Below are 19909 nucleotides of genomic sequence, written 5' to 3' on the forward strand. Positions count from 1 at the left end.
AAAACGCTGGTTTAGACCAAGTAATGCAAGCAATAAAAACGCTAATTCGGGCGATTTATTTTCGATTATTGGCGGTTTTCCGGGCTTTTTTTGCTTGTGGCAATCGGCGGTCTGTACTATTCTTTTCTTGTGGACAGGGAATGTTTCCCACCAAAAAACCAGTATTCGCTGTGTTCTCGTAAGTAATAGCTGTGTGGAGTGTGTTATGGCTGGTTCCGTCAATAAAGTTGTTCTCGTTGGTAATCTCGGACGTGATCCCGAGGTGCGGACGTCACAGGGTGGGCAGAAGGTTGTCTCGTTCAGTCTCGCGACAAGCGAAACGTGGAATGACCGGGCTTCCGGTGAACGCCGCGAGCGCACCGAATGGCACCGTATCGTCATCTTCAATGATCGCCTTGGGGACGTGGCCGAGCGTTTTCTTCGCAAGGGGCGCAAGGTTTACCTTGAGGGGAAATTGCAGACGCGGAAGTGGACGGATCAGTCTGGTCAGGAAAAATACACCACAGAGATCGTGCTCGACCGCTTTGGTGGTGATCTGGTGCTCCTCGACACCAACCACAACAACGAAGGCGGTCAGGGCCGTGAGCAGGGTGGCGGAGCGCCAGCCGGTTCTGGCTTCGGGGGCCTCGACGATGAGGTGCCCTTCGCGCCGTGCGTTGATTGACCGTCAGGGGGCCGGTCTCCGGCCCCTTTTTCTGAAGATCGTGGCGTTGGAACACCGTTTCAGCTAGGTGCGGGACGCGATTGAAATAAGGAACGGCGGGTTATGATGACAGCCGATGTCGTGCAGGTGGTAGGAATGACGGTTGGAAGCCTCGGCGCTATCCGGGGTGCCCGTCTGACTGTCTTCGGCAAGACGAAGCAGCGCAAGCGTCTGGGGATGCTGTTCCTGCTGGGCGGCGTAGGCTTCGGGGTTGTCGTCGCTGGCGTAGCGCAGGCCGTGCAGCAACCGGGCGAAAAGCCGCCCGAAGGACTGGCCACCGTCAGGGAGAAATATCTCTCGAAGCAGTGGTGGCCGCTGTATGGCTACATCGGAGAGGGCAGGCCCGAGATACGGATCAAATTGCCGACCGGGTTGACCTATGACGTTGGCGTGTCGAGGGACGCCTACAACGCTCTTTCCATCGGTCAGAGCGTGCGCCTTTCATGGTCGCTCGAGCCCTACTCCATAGCGTTCATGCAGGGTGGACGATGGGTCGGTCATCTCACCAGACCAGAGTAAGAGAGGCCAAATGACGGGCGGATGCCTCTTTCTTTTCCGGTCGCCTCTAAAGTCGCACGCTTGGCATGCTAATAACGACTCACATAACTTAATTTGCATGGCACGATGGACGAAAGAAAATGAGCACCAAGAGTTCTGCCAGACAGAGAGTGACCCTCACGACTATCGCTCGGAACGCTGTCCGCAATATCGTGGACGCCTACACAGGCCCGCAAAAATGGGAGAGCGTTTTTATGGGGCTGGCCTTTGCATGGTTCGGCATGAGCGTTCACTGGCGCAACCCGTCAACGACTGATTTCGCTGTCGTGGCGCTGTCCGGGATCTGGTGCATGGTGTCGGCTGCGTGCGCTCTGAAACGCTGTAGCGCAGAAGGAGAGACCGTCACAGGCCCCATAATTGTCCTCGGAGCAGGCCTGATGTTTTACGTTGCCGCGAGTAGCTACGGAATTGCAGGGACGTTCCTGTCTCTGTGACGTCAGCCCTTGGGGCGAGATATCGGGGTGAAAGAAAAGCGTCCTTCGGGACGCTTTTTTTTTTCGGCTGTCCCGTACAGTCGCAGGCGGGGTTTTTACGCTTGGGGCATGAGCAAAGACACGACATCCCCATCCGTCCGGCTCAAGGGAGCCGAATTGTCCATGGTCCTGTTCCACATCGGCTGGACCTCGGAGAACGCTGCCGCTGAAAAGTGCAGGATGCATCGCACGCAGCTGCGGCGATGTCTCGAAGGACGTTCCGCACTGGATGAAGCCCGCTCAGGCTGGCTTCTGCGGCTGCGTGATGCCCATCTCGCAAATCCTTGTCCCATCAGGCCCAGAAACGACGCCATTCTGCGGGAACTGGAGACAACACAAAGGGCGGACGAAGGAAAAAGGGAGGTAGCGGTATGAGCGATCCTGTGCCGGCATCTGTCTCCACCAGTCTGCAAAGCCTTACAACGGCGTGTCAGGCATGGCCCGCGAACACGGCCGCTACAAAAGCACTCGTGCCGGTGTCCGATGCACACGTGGCCACTGCACGCGAAATGTGTGGTCTATTGATTCATCCGGCTCAGAGTCACGCAGTCATGTTCGTGACAGCCTGTGTTTCCGTGATCGGCGTCGGAATGCTTTGTGGCATCATTTACGTGACGGGCCGCACTGTCTTCAGGATTGGGCGATGGAGTTTACAGCGTGTCCGTCACCAGACACCGACATCATGACCACCTGAAATCTTGAGACTGGTAAAGAAAAGGCCGCCCTTGAAGGACGGCCTTTTTCATCTCCGATGGTCCGTAGGCTTACGAACCCATTCAGAGCGTTTATTTTCGCGGAAAGTCAAAGCCAAGTTTACCGTCGCTCATCACGGACGGAACGCATTTCACACCTGGATGCACCGCCTCGTAAGGCTTCACCCATTTTGTCGAAACCCATCCCGGCTTAAATGCAAAGTTCATGGTCTTGATAAAACCGCCGCTGGTCTCGGGCGGTTCCGCTACCGCGAACACGGTCGAGATCCCCGATACCGTGGGAGACTGTTCGCCCGGCGCTTCATGCATTTCAATGGGATGCTGGAAATCCATCATCACTTCGTCCGGTGCGTCGATCACCATGCACCGGTAGCCATTCAGAGGTTTCACAGCTTTGAGGCCAGCCGCGTGCGAAGTCGTGCCAAGCGACAGGCCGGCGATGGCGAGTGCGGAGAATGTGCAAGCTTTAAGAAGATTCATGATCGTTTTGGTTCCTGCTTTGATTCAGTTTGCGAGGACAGGCTGATACGCTGCCGAGCCCATTTTAGCCGCGACGGCGGCTTTCCACTGCCCAACGGTTTCTCCTGACGTCACGCCGTTTCCGGACATGGTCTTCGCGGAGAGATATGTTGACATTAAGGTATCGTCTGACGCGCGAGCGATGTTCGCGCCGGTGCTGGGGCCGAAGTTGTAGTAAGCTCGCGTGTCCACCGATGTCGGTGACGAGATTCCCTGCTTTTCCAGATACGTGGCGCCATCCTTGAGGTACTGCGCCGCGGCAATCGCCTGCGTAGCCGGATCCTGCTGTCCAGCTGTTCCTGAGACGATTGTGCTGGCAAGCTCAGGGTGCGCGGCAAGAGCTTCGTTCAGGGCCGCTGTATACGTGCTGTTGCTCATTTGAAAAGCGCCGGTAATCGTGTTGGTTCCTTTCGCCGTATAGACGTTGGAGCAGCCAGATTCCACGATACAGGTGGCAGCCAGAGCACTGGGATTGACGCCCACGGCCTCGGCATTCTGACCCGCCTGATAGCCCCATGAGTTGCTATACATTTTCTCCAGAGCGTCAGAGTCCGTTCCCGAACTGGTGGTCGTGGTTGTGCTGACGGTAGAGCCATCGCCGCCGATTGTCCGCGTTCCCCCGGACGTCGGAAGGGTGTAGCCGCCCAGCCCCACCTCCTCATAGGTGGGGATCGGTCCCTGTGGGAGACCGTTCGGGACCGTGATTGTCTGTGCGTGCAGACAGGTTCCCGAGACGACCATCAGACCAAGGGCAAAAAGCCCGGCCGCTCGTCGTCGTGGGAACCTGGGAAAGGCGGGTCGCACTGGCATCTCCTCTCGTTATGTGGAGACGCCATGATGAGTGGACATCGTGCGACTTTGCGGGGTAGTTTCTTTTTATTCTTCGAGAGCCCGTGAGGCGTGTCAGTTTCTGTCACATCTACATCACATGACCGAAGACGAACCCCAGACAGAAGATGATCGACCCATAAAGCACAGTGCGGAAGTGTATCTCCAATGCCGCGCGCTTGTTGCCGAGTTCGACGCTTTTCTGCACTGAGTCCGAGATGTCCTTGCCGATCCGGATCAGGAGTTTGGCAAGATGAGCGTCCACGGTCTTTTCGTTGACCTGTTTGAGCGTCTCGACCGCCCTGACACCTTCACCGATCAGCTTGCGGCTTTCACGGATCTCGTCATTCGTGTCCTTGCGACACTGGGCGGCTGTTTCGCTGAGGGCGAGACGCGCTGAGTGACACTGGTCTCCCAGTGCCACGATGAGAGAGACCATAGACGACATCACCTGCGCTTCTGGTCTTTTGGGCCGAGCTATCCACTCTGCAGCAACTTCCCGCAGTGTTTTTAGCTGCTCCTCGAATTGCTTTGAGTAGACGTCATGCGGGAGGCCGTTTGAGCCGCGTCTTGGTGGCCCGGACGTTGGCGCCAGAGAGGAGTCAGACATCCTCCATCTCCTCGACCTCTTCCTGCGACCAGATTCGTGGGAGACCATTCGGCAGGCTGGGGAGAAACTCCGGCCCCAGGTCGTGCATGAACTCGGGAAGATCGTGGAGGAGCCAGAACTGGGCGCGCATCACATCGAAAATAGATGGTTCTGGAAGCCCTGGCACCGATTTGCCTGCCGCGTAATCGGTGAACGTCTGCTTGCGTTCCGTTATCTGTTTCAAGCCATTGATGGCAGGAAAGAACACACATCTCCCACCTTTCTTAAGCGTTCTCTGAACACCTGCATGCGCGATAACAGATTTCAGAACATCGTCTGAATCAGCGGACTGGGGCAGCAATCCTTCATTGATTACGACAGCTGAACGGGGCGCATTGAAACCTCGGTTGTAGAGGTCGTCGAGATAGTCAAGGTCAGCTTCTTCTGCGCCGATAACGAAGATCATCACAAGATCGACCTTCAATCGACGCAAGGTTCCAAGCAAAGGCGCGCTTTGGATCAGCTCGTGAACCGCAGTCCATCCTCCGCCAATATCGAGAACAGCGTCGCGACCACTTTTGGACAGGTCAAGGATGCGTTGTTCCAACCATTTAGCCTGGCCTGCGACAGAGGATTGCGTCGGCGAAAAAACGTCCCCGCCCAAAACGTCGATGGCGTGAGACTTGTTCATCATATCTGTGTTCCAGATTTCAGGGTTTGCTCCCTGTGATCTGCTGATTTCTGTCACTGCCTTGAGGAGCGTCGTCTTGCCTACTCGTTGACGACCTATCGCTACAATCAGTTTCGGGCGAGTGACGTCTGTTTCATGGGGGTCTTTCTTGGCTCCAGCTTTCGTGGCCGCGGTGGTCATGGTCAGGCTACTCCATCATGAAACCTTCCCCGCGCCTCTTACGGCGCCTGGCGAGGGTTTCTAATACGTCCATGCCAAGAAGCTCATCCGACGCGGCGTCCTTCTCAGTCGGCGTCAGAGGTTTCTCGACATTTGAAAGCGTGCCTGCTTTCCGTGCGACTGAACTGTCTTTTTCAATATCCGCTCCGGGGGCCGTTTGGACGGTTGGAGGGCTCCAGTCCGACGAGGCTCTGCTCGGAAGAGCCCCACGGTCCCTACGAGCGACGGGATGCTTTCCTTCTTCATGCGCGGCTTGTCGTTGCTTCGCCTGCCGCACGCGCCGCCAAGTCCGGGTGGCGACACCGGGGGAAAGCACTTCACCGAGCGCTGTCTTTGTAATGCCGTCCTGGGCTGCCAGATCGAGATACACGTCCCATTTTTTATAGAGAGCTTTAGCCTCGGCGATGGCCTCGAAGTTATCCCACATCCATCGGTAAAGCGGCGACGTGTCTCCTCGGCTCGCTCCACGTTCGGAAACGGCCTTTATGAAGCGATTGCTCTTTACGTCGCGGGGTTCATCCTCGCGGGCTGCATCAAAATCCGTCACGTATGCCGCTCTTTCGTTGGCTCAAGCACTCAGATCGCAAGAGACGTTGCTTCGACTGTTGCGATACGCACCTCAAGAGGTCGCCATCGGAGCCCCTAGCAGGTTGCCTAGCAGCTTCGTGCGCATCTGCATAGCACCTGACACCCTAGTCCTGCCCATGTGCCTACCAGTGGTATGACCACCGCACCTAGCATCGTGGCTAGTAGGTAAAACAGGGGTCTTCATAGACCATTGCACCGTTGGTGCGGGGGCTGCGCCGAGGGCTACCGAAAGGGTATCGGTAATACCGAGACCCTTCGTTGCTCACGGTGTCCGGACCTGGGGAAAAGTTTTCTCAGTCGCAGCGAGTGATGGGACCGTCCTCATATCTGACGAGGAGACGTTCCATGAGTGAGAAGACAACATCGCGAGGCGCAGGATCGAGCAGCTCGCCTGAGCCTCTTCCGCCGTCATCGTTCGAGCATTGGCCACTCCACTGGGAGACCTTTGCTGAACGGCTGTGGCTGAAGGCGAGCGAGGTATGCGGGATCCTGGGCATTCGGAATGTGAGCGATGCCTGCAGCCGGCTTGACGAGGATGAGGTGCGACTAGGGCTGAGCGAGACCAATGGAGGCGAGCAGCAGGTTCGGTTTGTGAGTGAAAGTGGAATGTATCAGCTCACTTTCGTCTCCCGTCGCCCCGAAGCGAAGAGGTTTCGTCGTTGGGTGACAGAGGAGGTCCTGCCCTCCATTCGTCGCACAGGTGGCTATCAAGCCTCACCTGACACATCTCAACTCAGTTCGGATGACTGTGCGCTTTTGACCTACTTGCGGCGCCCGGGGCGCTACCTCGTCGTACGCAGGGAAATCGGTGAGTTTCCACTGATTCAGGAGGAGCCGGATGAGGCATTTCTGGCTCGCGTCGCTCGGTGTGACGTGCAGGGGATGGTTCAGGCTATCGGTCTGGTGGACTCCCTGTGGCGGACCCACGTGGCCTATATGGAGGCCGGCACGATCTCAGGCGATCACGTTGTCGCCCTCAACCGGACCATAGGGATCGCGGCCGCTCTGGGCGCGGGTGCTTTGGCCCTCAGACCGGACAGTGAAGGACCGAAAGCGGCCATATCGGTGCCCGTCAGGGAGACGCGGCGATGAGCGAGACCCTTGAGCCGTCCGCTTCTTCGACCGTCCCGAAATGGGCTGCCGAGCTACAGGAGGGCATGGATGAGCAGCGGGAAGAACTGCGGAGCGTCAGCGAAAAGCTCTCCCTTCTGATCGAGATCCTGTCGCCCACGGAGACCGAAGGCCCGACGCTCGACGATCTTCTGGCCCGCCTGATCGAGGTTGTTCAGGAACAGAACCCCATCCTGCGGCGGATCGATCGCACGACGGGCTTCACGCTCGATCATCTCGAGGGGCGCCCCGTGCGTCGCGACGGCGACGAGGACGCTCACCTGTCATGATGACCTTCCGCAAGATCTCGGCGGGATGCCAGGGCGCGGTGGTTGCCGCTTACTTCACTGAGGGGCAGCCGGATCCCGAACATGACTTCCGTATGGATACAGGCAAGGAGCCGGATGCCGATGGCGAGCGTCTGACCAACTACTATCTCGGACGCGATGGACGAGCGTCCTTCAATCCGGAAATGAGTGAGCGCATGGCCGAGGCACTCGGGGTTGATCGCCGGCAGCCACCCACGATGCAGACGTTGGCCCGCCTGTTCGAGGCGAAACGTGCAGACACCGGAGAGGCGTGGTCGGCGGCGAAGCGCAAGATCAGTGCATACGATCTGACAATGGCCCCCCACAAGTCGGTGACGCTGGCGGCGGAGTTTGCTCCCACGAAGGCTGAGAATGCGGCTTTCTGGCATGCCATGCAGAAGGCCAACGATGACACCATGCGCTACGTGGCGCGTGAACTGGGCCACGCACGTCGGGGGCACGGTGGAGAGGCCGGTGCGGATGCGGGGGACGTGGCCTGGTCCTCCTATCGGCATCGGACCTCGCGCCCCACGGTCGCGCTTGAGGACGCCCAATCCGGCACCACTTATCTGACGGAAGCCAATACGGGTGGCGATCCCCAGATGCACATCCACAACACGCTCTACAACATGGTCCTGACCGAAGACGGGCACATAGGCTCCCTCGACACCAAGCGCCTGCGGTCGCGGGTCCATGAGTTCGGTGCCTACTTTCAGGCCCGGCTCGCGGATTACCTGCGAGAGCTGGGCGTGGAGACCGCCTATGACGAAAAGGAACAGGCGGTCGTCGTTACAGCGATCCCGCAGGCGGCGAACGAGGCGTTCAGCAGCCGCACCGCCCAGGTGACGCGCGAGGCGCGGGCCTACGCGGAGAAAGAAGGGCACGACTGGAACACCATGACGGCCGAGCTGAAAAACAAAATGCTCAAGGCCGCCAGTCTCGCCTATCGCCAGAAGAAGAATGAGTCTGGCATTGACGAAGAAGCGTGGCGCCAACGCGCCGCGGCTGTGGGGTGGACGCCGCAAAGCGTCATCGACAAGTGCCGCCCGGAGAGCCTTTCCCTCGAAGAGCGCCATGAGCAGGCCTATGAGTTCGCGGCGCGGCATCTTGCCAAAGAGTTCGAGACGGCGGCCGTGCTCGATCACGACAAACTGCGGATGTATGCCGCGCGGGGGCTGATCGGCGCCGGTATCCCGGGTGGCGTGAAAGACATCGACGCGGTTGTCTCCATGATTGAGCAGCGGGGGCTTACGCTGCACGACGAGCATGTCTCGCTGGTCTCGACGCTCAAGAATGACCGGGTGCGCGTGACCAACAGCGCGCAGATCCGCATCGAGGAGACCCTTGCGCGCGAGGCGGCCCGTGCAAGCCGTGACCGCAGCGCCTCGTTGTCGGACGAACAGATCCGCACGGCCATTGAGGCGAGCGGTGGCCATTACGATGACGAGCACGGCCAGTCCCAGAAAGCCGCGATCTACGCCCTGGGACGTGGCGGCAAGCTGTCCATGCTGACCGGTGTCGCCGGATCGGGAAAGACCTTCCTCCTCAAGCCGCTGGTGGCGGCGTGGAAGGGTGACACGACCTTCGCCCCCGAGGGGCGCGAGGTGATCGGTCTGGCGACGGCGTGGCGTCAGGCCGACGCACTGGCCGAAGCCGGGATCCATGACCGCTGGGCGCTGGCCCCGTTCCTGATGCGTCTGGAGAAAGGCGATCACACCGTCACGGAGAACACGGTTCTCGTGATCGACGAGGTGGGACAGGTCGCGCCCCGGCAGATGCTTCAGCTCATGGAACTGCAGCGCCGCACGGGCTGCACGATCAAGGTTCTGGGTGACCGGGAGCAGGCGCAGTCGATTGAGGCTGGCGATGCCCTGGAAATCCTGCGTCGGGTTCTGGCGAAAGAAGATATGCCGGAGCTTCTCTCCACCGTGCGTCAGACCACAGCGCGTAATCGCGAGATCGCGGGTCTCTTTCGTGGAGAGGAGGCGACCCGTGAGCAGTTGGAAGCGTATCGCGTCAAAGGCAAGGCGGCCTATGCGCGTACGGACGCAGAGAACGACGACGATCCGCGTAACCGCTTTCATTTCGATGAGGTCAGGCGCGCGATCGACATGAAGCGCGAGGACGGGACGATCAGCCTCGTGGGCGGTGATGAGGATGAGGTGATGCAGCAGATCGCCCGGCTTTATGTCACCCGTCGGGACGCACTGGCCGCGTCAGGTTCCAAGAGGGGCGTCACCATGTCCGCGCTGACCAACCGGGATGCGGCCGACCTCAGCCGTGCCGTGCGCTCGATCCTGCAGGAACGGGGCGAGATCTCGCGCAAGGAGATCACCGTGCAGGCCATCGACCAGCGCGGCGAGACCTACGATCTGCAGGTCGCGGCCGGAGATCGTCTGCGGCTTTATCGTCGCACATGGGGCAAGGTGGACGGGCAGGGCAAGACCGTTGGCAACAATGGCGATGTTGTCACCGTGGTCGCGCACAGCAAGGACGGTTTGCGTGTCCGGACCAAGGACGGCGAGGTGGCCGACGTCGAGTGGCACCGTTTCCGTGACGCCAAGAGCGGGCGCGTGCTTGTAGGGTTCGGTTTTGCCATGACGGTGGATGCCGCTCAGGGGCTGACGTCGGACGAGCATATCAACGCCATGCCACGCGGTGTCGGCAACGCGACCGGCTTTACCAGCTATGTGGCCGAGAGCCGCGCCAAGGGCACGACATGGACGATGATTTCGGACGCCGCGACGTTTGAGGCGGTGCGGAATCAGAGGGCCTTGGGCGATCTTACGCCCGTCACCAGCGACGAACTCTGGGATCACGTGGCAAAGGCGATGGCCAACAAACCCTACAAGGCGCTGGGTATGGACGTGCCTTTCCGGACGCCCGAGGAGCGCGATCAGCGCGTGCAGGAGTTGATCCGCCTTGGCGTCGCTCAGGAGACGCTCGCTCAATCGGACCGGGACTATGGGGGCGAGGTTCAGCGCAAGGTGCAGGCCATCTCGCTTGAAAAGACGGCTGGCGCGCGTCTCGTGGATCTCGACCGGCAGATCGAGGCGATCATGAAGCACGCCGGGCCGACGATGACCACGACCGAGCGCGTGCTGCGCTGGCAGAGGGCGCGGACTGTTTCGCCGGGACCGGGGATGTAACTGATTTTTATACCGGTTCCAGTTTTTTTCCCTTATGGAGGGATGCCAAACCGATGTGATCTGGAGTGTCTGCATGCGTTCTCTTGCTGTCGTTGCCCTTCTGCCCGTTCTGGCTCTCGCAGGATGCGGAGATGACCCACAGGCGGCGACCGAGGGAAACTTCAAGAAGGCCTTGAATCAGCACTATGAGAAATCCTGCATTCCAGTAGGCGAACAGTTCGTTTTCACCATGGGTAAGGCGGATTTCCCTTACACGGTGGAAGGTGACGATACGCGCCCATGGGACGCATTGACGTCAGCTGGCCTGTTGTCGGTCAAGGACGAGACGGTTCAGAAACCGGTTCTATTCGGAATGGGCACGCAGACCGTTCATCAGAAAACCTATTCCCTCACTGAGATGGGAAAGGCGGCCAGATATCGCAACTCGTTCCAGTTCTGCGCCGGTCGTTACGCGGTGACGTCGATTGACCACTTCTCCGAGCCGGGTACGGTTCCCGGTGGAGGACAGAAGATTTCCGAGGTGGTTTTCCACGTCACGGCGACGGATGTGCCCGATTGGGCGCGCAATCCGAATATTCAGAAAGCATTCCCCGAGCTTGTGACGGCGCTTCAGAAGGATAGCGTGCAGAAGGCCGTCATGGTCCAGACCAACAAAGGTTGGATGGACGCGGACGATTTCAATGCCGCGACAACGAACTGATACCCCCAGTGTTCACTCGCCAATGATGGTTGAAAGGCATATCTTCCCATGTATCGACTGTTCTTCTATTTCGATGTGCGCTGCATCGGTACAAAGGAACCTTGTTCCTAAATTGGCGATTGGAATTGGCATGGAAATGTATGAAGATTGCGCGTAAATTTAACAATTATTATTTCCCCGAAGTAGCGGCGTACAGGATTATGAACACGGTCGATCAGCTTCCCCGCGTTTTTCAAGCGAACGCTGATCGCTTTTATCGGCGTGTGATTGAGGTAACACTTAACCAACTTCGCAAGCATGGCGCGCTCACCATGGGGAAGGCGGAGACTTTAACCGAATTCCTTGATAGATGCGCCGCTCAAGTCGATAATTATACAGCGAACGAGGCTATCAAAGCATTCGTCCTCACACTCGACGGCTTGTTTGAACGTCAACTTAGGCGGTGGGCAAACGAGCATCGGGTGAAGGAAGAAGATTGGGGAAAACTGATTAAAAAATGCATAAGTATCGGCTCGCACCGTCTTGCTGAGAATAAAATCGACGACGTTCTTATCGAAATGCATGACGTGGCGAATGTGGTCCGCCACGGTGATGGCCGGTCGTGTAGGAAGCTGCGAGGTCGCGCACCACACCTTTGGGGCAATCCGTCTTTCGACTGTTACGACTTGGTTCCTGGTAATGTGCCCGTAAGCGATGAGATTCGAATTCAGTCGAATGATTTGCGGCGTTATGCACGTGCCGTTTTTCGATTTTGGGGACACATGGATACACTGCCTGATGCTGCATTAGATTGCTCATATTGAGTGATTAGTCACAGGATTTGACGGTGGGTTATTTTCACGAGAGTGGATGAAACGCTACGGGCCGAATGCAGCATGGGAGCGACATGTCTAAATGGTTGGGGTCAGCCCCCCGAAACATGATGTGCTACGATACAGTTTCTCATCTCCCCTCGACCGGCCATCCATGATCGGGCACACTGTAACGGCCTGTTCTGTCAGCCTGAAAGCCTGTTTCCATGCCCCGTGGTCGCCCCCGCAAGAACCCGGATGCCGCTCCGCCCCCCAAGAAGACGGCACGGGCGAAAGCGAAGACCACAGCGGCCACCCTTGGCTTTGAGCAGCAGATGTTTCTGGCGGCCGACAAGCTGCGCAAGAACCTCGAACCGTCCGACTACAAGCACGTCACGCTCGGGCTGATCTTCCTACGCTACATCTCCACCGCGTTCGAGGCGTATCACGAGATCCTCCTGCACGATGATCCGGCCGCTGCCGAGGACCCGGACGAATACCTGGCTGAGAACATCTTCTGGGTGCCAGAGACCGCCCGCTGGTCGCATCTTCAGGCCAACGCCCGCTCTCCCGGCATCGGCAAGATGATCGATGACGCCATGCTGGCCATCGAGCAGGCCAACCCTGAACAGCTCAAGGGCGTTCTCCCCAAGGATTACGGACGTCCCGCGTTGGACAGTGTCATGCTGGGCGAACTGATCGACCTCATCTCCGAGATCGGCATGGGCGGCAGCGAGGATCAGGCCCGTGACGTGCTGGGGCGCGTCTATGAATACTTTCTGGGCGGCTTCGCAGGCGCGGAAGGCAAGCGCGGTGGCGAGTTCTACACCCCATCCAGCGTCGTCCGCACGCTGGTCTCCATGCTCGAACCCTATAAGGGCCGCGTCTATGATCCCTGCTGCGGATCGGGTGGCATGTTCGTGCAGTCGGAGCGGTTCGTGGAAAGCCACGGCGGCAAGCTGGGCGATATCGCGATCTACGGGCAGGAAAGCAACCACACCACCTGGCGTCTGGCGAAAATGAACCTCGCCGTCCGGGGCATCGGCGCGGATATCCGCTGGAACAACGAAGGCAGCTTCCTGCGGGACGAGCTGAAAGACCTGCGCTTCGATACCATTCTCGCCAACCCGCCGTTCAATATCTCGGACTGGTGGAACGCCTCGCTGGAGGACGACCCCCGCTGGCAGTACGGCAGGCCGCCTGTGGGCAATGCCAACTATGCGTGGCTCCAGCATATCCTGTGGCACCTCGCCCCGAACGGGATGGCGGGCGTTGTGCTCGCCAACGGGTCCATGTCGTCGAACCAGAACAGCGAAGGCGAGATCCGCCGCCGCATGGTCGAGGCCGACGTTGTGGACTGCATGGTGGCCCTGCCCGGCCAGCTTTTCTATTCGACCCAGATCCCGGCCTGTCTCTGGTTCCTGACCCGCACCAAAAACCCGAAAGGATGGCGCGACCGTCGCGGGGAGATGCTGTTCATCGACGCCCGCAAGCTCGGCACGATGGTCGATCGCACCCGCCGCGAACTGACAGATGCGGACGTCGCCCGCATCGCCGACACCTACCACGCATGGCGCGGCGAGAAGGACGCGGCTCCCTATGAGGGCGTTCCCGGCTTCTGCAAATCCGTCACGCTGGATGAGGTTGAACAGCACGGCTTCGTTTTGACCCCCGGGCGTTATGTCGGCGCTGAAGAAGCGGAAGAAGACAGCGTGCCCTTTGCGGAACGCTTCGCGGCGCTGGAGAAAACCTTGCAGGAGCAGTTCCAACAGGGCGAGGAACTGAACGCGAAGATCACTGCGTCTCTGAAGCGGGTCATGGCGTGAGCGGCCATGTCCTGCTTGCGCCCGGGCAAAAATCCGGATAATCTGGATAAATCGAAATCCGGAGCGCTCTCATGGCCAATCTCAGCATCTCCTCGGCCGAGTTTCAGAAGGGCTTCGGCCGTTATCGCGAAGCGGCGCTCAGGGAGCCCGTCACCATCACCAACCATGGCCGTGACAGCCTCGTGCTCATGGGCGTGGAAGAATACCGGCGGCTGAAGCGTCGCGAGCGCCGGGTAATGGGGCTGGACGATTTCAGCGAGACCGACATCGCCGCCATTGCCGCCAGCGAAGCCCCCGCCGCGGCCAGCGCGTTTGACGATGAGCGCCTCTGACCGTGTCCTTTCCCGCACCTGTCGCGGGCCTCGTGATCCGCTATGCCTTTCTCTGGCGCAACGAGGCCTCACGCGGACAGGAAGAAGGTGCGAAAGACCGCCCCTGCGCCGTCATTCTCGTCACGAACGATGACGACGGCGAGGCCCTCGTGACCGTCCTGCCCATCACGCACACGCCCCCGGCTGATGAGCGGCTCGCCGTCGAACTGCCCCCTGCAACGAAACGGCGCCTCGGACTGGACGATGCGCGGTCGTGGATCGTTGTGACCGACGCCAACCGCTTCATCTGGCCCGGCCCTGATCTCCGCCCCGCCCGTCCCGGCGATGCCGCGAGTGTCGCTTACGGACTGCTGCCGACCGGCGTTTTCAACGAAATGCGGGACAAGTTCCTCGCCGCCGTGCGTGCCCGCAGGGCCGGGCAGGTCCAGAGGAGCGCGTAAGCCCATGACCCTGTATCTCACGCCGCTGGAACGGGCGCTGGATCGCCTGAAGGAAGGCTGGGCGCGGCATGTGGCCCATCCTGACGACGAGCAATTGCGCGACGGACTGATCCAGCGTTTCGAATTCACCTACGAACTCAGCCACAAAACCCTGAAGCGGTTTCTGGAAGCCAACGCGGCTTCTCCAGAGGAATATGACCGCATGGGCTTTCCGGACCTGATCCGCTCTGCCAATGAAGCCGGGCTTCTCAAAAGTGCATGGCCGCAGTGGAGCGTGTTTCGCAAGATGCGGACCATGACCAGCCACACCTACAACGAAGCCTCCGCAAAGCAGGTCGTGGCGACGATCCCGGATTTTATCGACGAGGCGGCGTTTCTGCTGGCTGTTCTGAAAGACCGGACCGCGTGACGGACCGGATCGACATCACGCCCGAAGAACGGGCATCGTGCTGCGTATTCTCAACGAGATTGTGCCTGACCGCGAGGTGCGGGCGTTTGGCTCGCGCGTGACGGGGAAAGCCAAGCCGTTTTCCGATCTGGATCTGGCCGTGATGGGGGATGAACCGCTGTCGCTGGAGACCCGGGCGCGGTTGGAAGAGGCGTTCTCGGAGTCCGATCTGCCGTGGAAAGTCGATGTGCTGGATTGGGCACTGATGGACGAGGGATTTCTTCGCCTCGCTCACGAAGTAATTTTATTGAAGACCAAGGACGTTTTGCAATGAATATCGCAGAGTATTCGAAAACAGTTCGCCTTGGCGACATAACAGAGAAAAAGCGCGGCATTTCATACGGCATTGTGCAACCAGGAACACACGAAAACAGCGGAGTTCCGATTGTTCGCGTGGCTGATATTAGGAACGGAGAAATTGACACAACAAAACCCTTGAAAGTATCTAAAATCATTGAAGAAAACTATAAAAGAACGCGGCTGTGTGGCGGGGAGCTATTAATAACAATCGTTGGAACCGTAGGAGAAACGGCGATTGTTCCATACCAAATGAAGGGATGGAACGTGGCCCGCGCTGTGGCCGTAATTCCAGTCGAAGAGGAAGTTGGCCCTTATTGGGTCAAATTAGCGCTTTGTGGCTCTGCTGCACGCGAAATTATTCAGGCGCGCCTTAACACGACCGTTCAAGCTACACTGAATTTACGTGATCTGGCGGATCTTCCGATCCCAATACCCCCACCGAGAATAAGAAACGAAATTACAGCGCTGCTTGGTGCCCTCGACGACAAGATCGACCTCGACCGTCGAACGAACGAGACGCTGGAGGCGATGGCGCGGGCGTTGTTTCGGGACTGGTTTGTCGATTTCGGACCGACACGGGCAAAAATGGCCGGGCAAACGCCTTATCTCGCCTCCGAAGTCTGGGAGCTTTTCCCTGACAGGCTGGATGATGAGGGGAAGCCGGAGGGGTGGAATTTCTCTAGCATTTATGACGTGGCGTCAGTGGTTTACGGCGCACCTTTCGCATCTAGTTTATTCAATACCCAGGGCGAAGGTATCCCACTCGTAAGGATCAGAGATTTGCCATCTGAAAAACCGGGAGTTTGGACGACAGAAAACCATCCCAAAGGCTTCAAGATTTTACCCGGTATGATTGTTGTTGGAATGGATGGTGAGTTTCGCGCTCATCTCTGGGGTGGTGAAGAAGCGTGGCTTAATCAACGGGTATGTATATTCCTCCCAAACGAGGGAATATCTTCTGTATTTTTAAGAGAAACCATAATTCCTCAATTGAAATTCATCGAAGATACAGAGGTTGCAACAACCGTCATTCATCTAGGAAAAGGTGATATAAACGAATTCACCGCTATAGTTCCCAGTCGTGGCTTAATGTCTTCTTTCAATGATGCAGCAGAAGTTTTTTATGAAAAAATTGTGCGGAATAAACAGGAGGCTCGTACCCTCGTCCAACTCCGTGACCTGCTCCTCCCCAAACTGATGTCTGGCGAAATCCGCATTCGTGACGCCGAAAAGATGGTGGCGGACGCGCTATGAGCTTCCTGTCCGAAAATGAGATCGAGGACTGGGCCTGCGAGATCCTGCGGGAATGTGGCTACACCGTCACCACCGGACCGGAGATTTCCCCCGGCGGTGCCCATCCCGAACGTGCCTCGTTATCGGACGTCAATCTGACCGGCCGTCTTCGCGCCGCCATCGACCGCCTGAACCCGCATCTGTCGCAGGCCGCGCGGGATGAAACCCTGCTGGCGCTTCGCCGGGAAGACACGCCGGATGTTGTGGACGAAAACCGCCGTCTGCATGGATATATGGTCGATGGCGTTCCGGTGGACGTGGTGCGCGAGGACGGCACGCAATCCGGAGACCGGGCGCGACTGGTCGATTTCGACCGTCCCGAGCGCAACGACTTCCTCGCCGTGCGTCAGTTCGTGGTGGAAAAGGACGAGGCCAACCGACGGCCGGACCTTGTGCTGTTCGTCAACGGCCTGCCTCTGGGCGTCATTGAACTGAAGAGCCCGAGTTCCGAGACCGCCACGCTGGATTCCGCCTGGAACCAGTTCCAGACCTATCGCGCCTTCATCCCGTCCCTGTTCCGCTTCAACGAAGTTCTGGTGATTTCGGACGGCACCGAGGCCCGCGTCGGCTCGCTCACGGCGGACTGCGAGCGGTTCATGCCGTGGCGCACGGTGGATGGTGAGGAACTGGTGGCGAAGAACCATCAGGAAATGGAGACCGTGCTGCGGGGCGTGTTCACCCCGCGCTGGCTGCTCGCTCTGGTGCGGGACTTCGTGCTGTTCACGGAGATGAACGGCAGCCCGATCAAGATTCTGGCGGCGTATCATCAGTTCCATGCCTGCCGCAAAGCCGTGGCGCAGACCGTCCGAGCCACGGCGCAGGGTGGTGACCGCAAGGCGGGGGTCGTCTGGCATACGCAGGGCTCGGGCAAAAGCCTGCTGATGACGTTCTATGCCGGCGTCATCGCCCGTCACCCGGAGATGGAAAACCCGACGATTGTCGTTCTGACCGACCGCAACGATCTGGACGATCAGTTATTCGCGACATTCTCCGGGGCACAGGCACTTCTGCGTCAGACACCGGAACAGGCAGACAGTCGGGAAGATCTGCGGAAACTGCTCCGGCGGGCGTCCGGTGGCGTAATCTTCACCACGTTACAGAAGTTTCAACCCGAAGGTGACGAAGAGACCGTGCCGCTGCTGACGGAGCGGCGGAACATCGTGGTCATGGCGGATGAAGCGCATCGCAGCCAGTACGGGCTGGAAGCGAAATTCAACCGCGAGACGGGCAAGGTCTCTTATGGCTTTGCCAAACATCTGCGGGATGCTCTGCCCAATGCGTCGTTCATCGGCTTCACCGGAACGCCGATTGAAACAGCCGACGTGAACACGCGCGCGATCTTCGGCGACTACATCGACATCTACGACATCGCGCAGGCGGTGGAAGACGGCGCGACGGTCCCGATCTATTACGAAAGCCGTCTGGTCCGCATCGAACTGGATGACGACGTCAAGGACGAGGTTGACGACGAACTGGCCGGGATCGTCGAGGGGCTGCCGGAGAGCGAGGAGCACAGGCTCAGCCAGAAATACTCACGGGTTGAAGCGCTGGTCGGCGCGGAGCCGCGTCTGCGGCGTGTCGCGGAAGATCTGGTCAGGCATTTCGAGAATCGGCTTGAGGCGCTGGACGGCAAGGGCATGATCGTCGGCATGAGCCGCGCCATCTGCGTGGCGCTTTACGCTGAGATCATCCGTCTGCGTCCGGACTGGCACAGTGACGACGACAACGAAGGCGTCATCAAGGTCGTGATGACGGGCAGTTCGTCCGACCTCGCCGGATTCCAGCGGCATATCGGCAAGCGCCCCAAGGCACGGCGCGAATTGCTGGCCAAACGCATGAAGGACAATGCTGACCCGCTGAAGCTGGCGATCGTCCGGGACATGTGGCTGACGGGGTTCGACGTGCCGTCCATGCACACGATGTATGTGGACAAGCCCATGCGTGGTCATGGTCTGATGCAGGCCATTGCCCGCGTGAACCGCGTGTTCAAGGGCAAGCCGGGCGGTCTGGTTGTGGACTATATCGGCCTCGCGCAGAACCTGAAGACCGCGCTTGGTGAATATTCGGCGGGAGACCGGGAGCAGGTCGGCATTGATGAAGCCGAGGCGATCCGCGCTTTGCAGGAGCGCTATGAGATTGTCCGGGCAATGTTCAATCCGGGACAGGCTGGCGGGTTCGATTATCGCCCTGCCCTCGTTCCCGGCACGTCTGCCAAGGTGAAGCTCACGATTATGGCTGGGGCGCTGGATCATGTGCTCGGCCAGCAGCAGCGGGAGACCGCGCAGGCGACGAGCGATGAAGCCCGCAAGGCGGCGCAGAAACGCTTTCCTGACGCGGTGAAGACACTCTCGGTCGCCTTTGCGCTGGCATCGGCCAGTGATCAGGCCGCGAGCTTGCGCGATGAGGTCGGGTTTTTCGAGGCCGTGCGGGCGACTCTGGTGAAACAGAGCGGAGATGATTCAGACAGGAAGAGCCCGCAGGAGCGCGAACTGGCGATCAGGCAACTGGTCAGCCGTGCCGTGGTGTCCACGGATATCATCGACATCATGGAAGCCGCCGGAATTGGGCGTCCCGATATTTCCATCCTGTCGGACGGCTTTCTTCAGGAAGTCCGGGAGATGCCCCAGCGCAATCTAGCGATCGAGGCACTCCGAAAGCTGCTGGAAGGACAGATCCGCAGTCGCAGCCGGTCTAACCTGACGGAAGCCGAGGCCTTCTCGACACGTCTTGAGCAGGCGGTCGGCCGGTATCACAGCAATGCCCTGACGTCCGCGCAGATTCTGGATGAACTGATCCGGCTGGCGCATGAAATGGCGGCGGCCCGCTCACGAGGAGAAGAACTTGGCCTGACGCCGGAGGAAGTGGCGTTCTATGATGCGCTCGCACGGAATGACAGCGCCCGCGAAGCGATGGGCGATCCGGGCCTGCGCGTGATCGCGGCGGCCCTGGTCAGGACCATTCGTGAGAATGCGACGGTGGACTGGAACGTCATGGCTCCGACACGCGCCAGGATGCGCACGGCTGTCAAACGCCTGCTGCGGAAGTACGGTTACCCGCCCGACATGCAGGATGAAGCGGTGCAGAACATCCTCACGCAGGCCGAGGAATTCGCACCGCTATGGGCGGATAGTGCGCGGTAAGAGAGACGCATGTGGGCTTTTGCCTCAGCGGAGTCATCTGCTTATCCCCCCGTTTCTGTCATTTGCGGACGTACGTTACCAACAAAAAACGGGAGGCCGGACGGACCTCCCGTTTTCTGTAATTACCTGTTTACCGTGAGACAGACTGCGATCTGTCTCACGACGATGATGCCACGGTCTGTTTTTTAGAC

22 protein-coding genes and 1 pseudogene are annotated in these 19909 nt (G+C 59.0%); 18 read left to right on the forward strand and 5 right to left on the reverse strand.

The window, feature by feature from the left end; translation table 11 throughout:
- From B3759_RS13335 to B3759_RS13360, 6 genes and pseudogenes are all read left to right on the forward strand, one after another.
- On the forward strand, positions 1-182 hold a 182-nt coding region (locus B3759_RS13335), incomplete at its 5' end, for a hypothetical protein (protein WP_291366520.1).
- 23 nt (positions 183-205) lie between these two features.
- Positions 206-625 (forward strand): annotated as a pseudogene (gene ssb / locus B3759_RS13340) (single-stranded DNA-binding protein); the annotation flags it as partial.
- Between the two features lie 141 nt (positions 626-766).
- Positions 767-1222, forward strand: coding sequence for a hypothetical protein (locus tag B3759_RS13345; RefSeq protein ID WP_291366524.1), 456 nt, complete (start codon positions 767-769; stop codon positions 1220-1222).
- A 119-nt stretch (positions 1223-1341) separates the two neighbouring features.
- Positions 1342-1695 carry a hypothetical protein gene (locus B3759_RS13350; protein WP_291366526.1) on the forward strand — a complete coding sequence of 118 codons (354 nt, stop codon included), beginning with the start codon at positions 1342-1344 and terminating at the stop codon, positions 1693-1695.
- A 108-nt stretch (positions 1696-1803) separates the two neighbouring features.
- Positions 1804-2109, forward strand: coding sequence for a hypothetical protein (locus B3759_RS13355; RefSeq protein WP_291366528.1), 306 nt, complete (start codon positions 1804-1806; stop codon positions 2107-2109).
- A complete protein-coding gene (locus tag B3759_RS13360) occupies positions 2106-2420 on the forward strand; it encodes a hypothetical protein (RefSeq protein WP_291366530.1) in 315 nt (104 codons plus the stop codon). Before B3759_RS13355 ends, B3759_RS13360 begins: the two co-directional genes overlap by 4 nt.
- 99 nt (positions 2421-2519) lie before the next feature.
- Here B3759_RS13360 and B3759_RS13365 read toward each other — a convergent pair whose 3' ends face one another.
- The 5 genes from B3759_RS13365 to B3759_RS13385 form a co-directional block, all read right to left on the reverse strand.
- Entirely contained in the window at positions 2520-2927 is a 408-nt protein-coding gene (locus tag B3759_RS13365; protein WP_291366532.1) for a hypothetical protein, read from the reverse strand.
- Between the two features lie 24 nt (positions 2928-2951).
- Positions 2952-3707: a hypothetical protein gene (locus B3759_RS13370; RefSeq protein ID WP_291366659.1), complete on the reverse strand. Its 756-nt coding sequence runs from the start codon at positions 3705-3707 to the stop codon at positions 2952-2954.
- A gap of 178 nt (positions 3708-3885) precedes the next feature.
- Positions 3886-4404 carry a hypothetical protein gene (locus B3759_RS13375; RefSeq protein ID WP_291366534.1) on the reverse strand — a complete coding sequence of 173 codons (519 nt, stop codon included), beginning with the start codon at positions 4402-4404 and terminating at the stop codon, positions 3886-3888.
- Positions 4397-5254, reverse strand: coding sequence for an FAD-binding oxidoreductase (locus B3759_RS13380; RefSeq protein ID WP_291366536.1), 858 nt, complete (start codon positions 5252-5254; stop codon positions 4397-4399). The genes B3759_RS13375 and B3759_RS13380 overlap by 8 nt, the downstream gene beginning before the upstream one ends.
- A 7-nt stretch (positions 5255-5261) precedes the next feature.
- Positions 5262-5840 carry a hypothetical protein gene (locus B3759_RS13385; RefSeq protein ID WP_291366538.1) on the reverse strand — a complete coding sequence of 193 codons (579 nt, stop codon included), beginning with the start codon at positions 5838-5840 and terminating at the stop codon, positions 5262-5264.
- A 386-nt stretch (positions 5841-6226) separates the two neighbouring features.
- Here B3759_RS13385 and B3759_RS13390 point away from each other — a divergent pair, with 386 nt between their 5' ends.
- From B3759_RS13390 to B3759_RS13445, 12 genes are all read left to right on the forward strand, one after another.
- Positions 6227-6973 carry a BRO-N domain-containing protein gene (locus B3759_RS13390; protein WP_291366540.1) on the forward strand — a complete coding sequence of 249 codons (747 nt, stop codon included), beginning with the start codon at positions 6227-6229 and terminating at the stop codon, positions 6971-6973.
- Positions 6970-7281 (forward strand): hypothetical protein, encoded by a 312-nt coding sequence (locus tag B3759_RS13395; RefSeq protein ID WP_291366542.1) that lies wholly within the window; start codon positions 6970-6972, stop codon positions 7279-7281. The genes B3759_RS13390 and B3759_RS13395 overlap by 4 nt, the downstream gene beginning before the upstream one ends.
- Positions 7278-10448 carry a MobF family relaxase gene (mobF, locus tag B3759_RS13400; RefSeq protein WP_291366544.1) on the forward strand — a complete coding sequence of 1057 codons (3171 nt, stop codon included), beginning with the start codon at positions 7278-7280 and terminating at the stop codon, positions 10446-10448. Before B3759_RS13395 ends, mobF begins: the two co-directional genes overlap by 4 nt.
- A gap of 73 nt (positions 10449-10521) precedes the next feature.
- Positions 10522-11148 carry a hypothetical protein gene (locus tag B3759_RS13405; RefSeq protein ID WP_291366546.1) on the forward strand — a complete coding sequence of 209 codons (627 nt, stop codon included), beginning with the start codon at positions 10522-10524 and terminating at the stop codon, positions 11146-11148.
- Between the two features lie 140 nt (positions 11149-11288).
- Positions 11289-11951, forward strand: coding sequence for a hypothetical protein (locus B3759_RS13410; RefSeq protein WP_291366548.1), 663 nt, complete (start codon positions 11289-11291; stop codon positions 11949-11951).
- 215 nt (positions 11952-12166) lie between these two features.
- Entirely contained in the window at positions 12167-13765 is a 1599-nt protein-coding gene (locus tag B3759_RS13415; RefSeq protein ID WP_291366550.1) for a type I restriction-modification system subunit M, read from the forward strand.
- A gap of 71 nt (positions 13766-13836) precedes the next feature.
- On the forward strand, positions 13837-14097 hold the full coding sequence (locus B3759_RS13420) for a type II toxin-antitoxin system prevent-host-death family antitoxin (RefSeq protein ID WP_291366552.1): 261 nt from the start codon (positions 13837-13839) through the stop codon (positions 14095-14097).
- Positions 14098-14099: 2 nt separating this feature from the next.
- Positions 14100-14537 carry a type II toxin-antitoxin system PemK/MazF family toxin gene (locus B3759_RS13425; protein ID WP_291366554.1) on the forward strand — a complete coding sequence of 146 codons (438 nt, stop codon included), beginning with the start codon at positions 14100-14102 and terminating at the stop codon, positions 14535-14537.
- Between the two features lie 4 nt (positions 14538-14541).
- Complete coding sequence (locus tag B3759_RS13430) at positions 14542-14946, forward strand: HI0074 family nucleotidyltransferase substrate-binding subunit (protein WP_291366556.1); 405 nt, start codon at positions 14542-14544, stop codon at positions 14944-14946.
- A gap of 37 nt (positions 14947-14983) precedes the next feature.
- A complete protein-coding gene (locus tag B3759_RS13435; RefSeq protein ID WP_291366558.1) occupies positions 14984-15259 on the forward strand; it encodes a nucleotidyltransferase family protein in 276 nt (91 codons plus the stop codon).
- Positions 15256-16539, forward strand: a complete 1284-nt coding sequence (locus B3759_RS13440; protein ID WP_291366560.1) for a restriction endonuclease subunit S — start codon at positions 15256-15258, stop codon at positions 16537-16539. The genes B3759_RS13435 and B3759_RS13440 overlap by 4 nt, the downstream gene beginning before the upstream one ends.
- Positions 16536-19718 carry a type I restriction endonuclease subunit R gene (locus tag B3759_RS13445; RefSeq protein ID WP_291366562.1) on the forward strand — a complete coding sequence of 1061 codons (3183 nt, stop codon included), beginning with the start codon at positions 16536-16538 and terminating at the stop codon, positions 19716-19718. Before B3759_RS13440 ends, B3759_RS13445 begins: the two co-directional genes overlap by 4 nt.
- The last annotated feature ends 191 nt before the right edge of the window (positions 19719-19909 follow it).

Source organism: Acetobacter sp. UBA5411 (assembly GCF_002409645.1).
Taxonomy (GTDB): domain Bacteria; phylum Pseudomonadota; class Alphaproteobacteria; order Acetobacterales; family Acetobacteraceae; genus Acetobacter.

Excerpts from the sequence above, each read along its gene's own strand:
- B3759_RS13445 (WP_291366562.1), top strand. The coding sequence starts at position 16,536 with ATGAGCTTCCTGTCCGAAAATGAGATCGAGGACTGGGCCTGCGAGATC.
- B3759_RS13390 (WP_291366540.1), top strand. The coding sequence starts at position 6,227 with ATGAGTGAGAAGACAACATCGCGAGGCGCAGGATCGAGCAGCTCGCCT.
- B3759_RS13440 (WP_291366560.1), top strand. The coding sequence starts at position 15,256 with ATGAATATCGCAGAGTATTCGAAAACAGTTCGCCTTGGCGACATAACA.
- B3759_RS13375 (WP_291366534.1), bottom strand. The coding sequence starts at position 4,404 with ATGTCTGACTCCTCTCTGGCGCCAACGTCCGGGCCACCAAGACGCGGC.
- B3759_RS13395 (WP_291366542.1), top strand. The coding sequence starts at position 6,970 with ATGAGCGAGACCCTTGAGCCGTCCGCTTCTTCGACCGTCCCGAAATGG.
- B3759_RS13365 (WP_291366532.1), bottom strand. The coding sequence starts at position 2,927 with ATGAATCTTCTTAAAGCTTGCACATTCTCCGCACTCGCCATCGCCGGC.
- B3759_RS13380 (WP_291366536.1), bottom strand. The coding sequence starts at position 5,254 with ATGACCACCGCGGCCACGAAAGCTGGAGCCAAGAAAGACCCCCATGAA.
- mobF (WP_291366544.1), top strand. The coding sequence starts at position 7,278 with ATGATGACCTTCCGCAAGATCTCGGCGGGATGCCAGGGCGCGGTGGTT.
- B3759_RS13410 (WP_291366548.1), top strand. The coding sequence starts at position 11,289 with ATGAAGATTGCGCGTAAATTTAACAATTATTATTTCCCCGAAGTAGCG.
- B3759_RS13360 (WP_291366530.1), top strand. The coding sequence starts at position 2,106 with ATGAGCGATCCTGTGCCGGCATCTGTCTCCACCAGTCTGCAAAGCCTT.
- B3759_RS13370 (WP_291366659.1), bottom strand. The coding sequence starts at position 3,707 with ATGGTCGTCTCGGGAACCTGTCTGCACGCACAGACAATCACGGTCCCG.
- B3759_RS13415 (WP_291366550.1), top strand. The coding sequence starts at position 12,167 with ATGCCCCGTGGTCGCCCCCGCAAGAACCCGGATGCCGCTCCGCCCCCC.
- B3759_RS13355 (WP_291366528.1), top strand. The coding sequence starts at position 1,804 with ATGAGCAAAGACACGACATCCCCATCCGTCCGGCTCAAGGGAGCCGAA.
- B3759_RS13345 (WP_291366524.1), top strand. The coding sequence starts at position 767 with ATGATGACAGCCGATGTCGTGCAGGTGGTAGGAATGACGGTTGGAAGC.
- B3759_RS13430 (WP_291366556.1), top strand. The coding sequence starts at position 14,542 with ATGACCCTGTATCTCACGCCGCTGGAACGGGCGCTGGATCGCCTGAAG.
- B3759_RS13405 (WP_291366546.1), top strand. The coding sequence starts at position 10,522 with ATGCGTTCTCTTGCTGTCGTTGCCCTTCTGCCCGTTCTGGCTCTCGCA.
- B3759_RS13420 (WP_291366552.1), top strand. The coding sequence starts at position 13,837 with ATGGCCAATCTCAGCATCTCCTCGGCCGAGTTTCAGAAGGGCTTCGGC.
- B3759_RS13350 (WP_291366526.1), top strand. The coding sequence starts at position 1,342 with ATGAGCACCAAGAGTTCTGCCAGACAGAGAGTGACCCTCACGACTATC.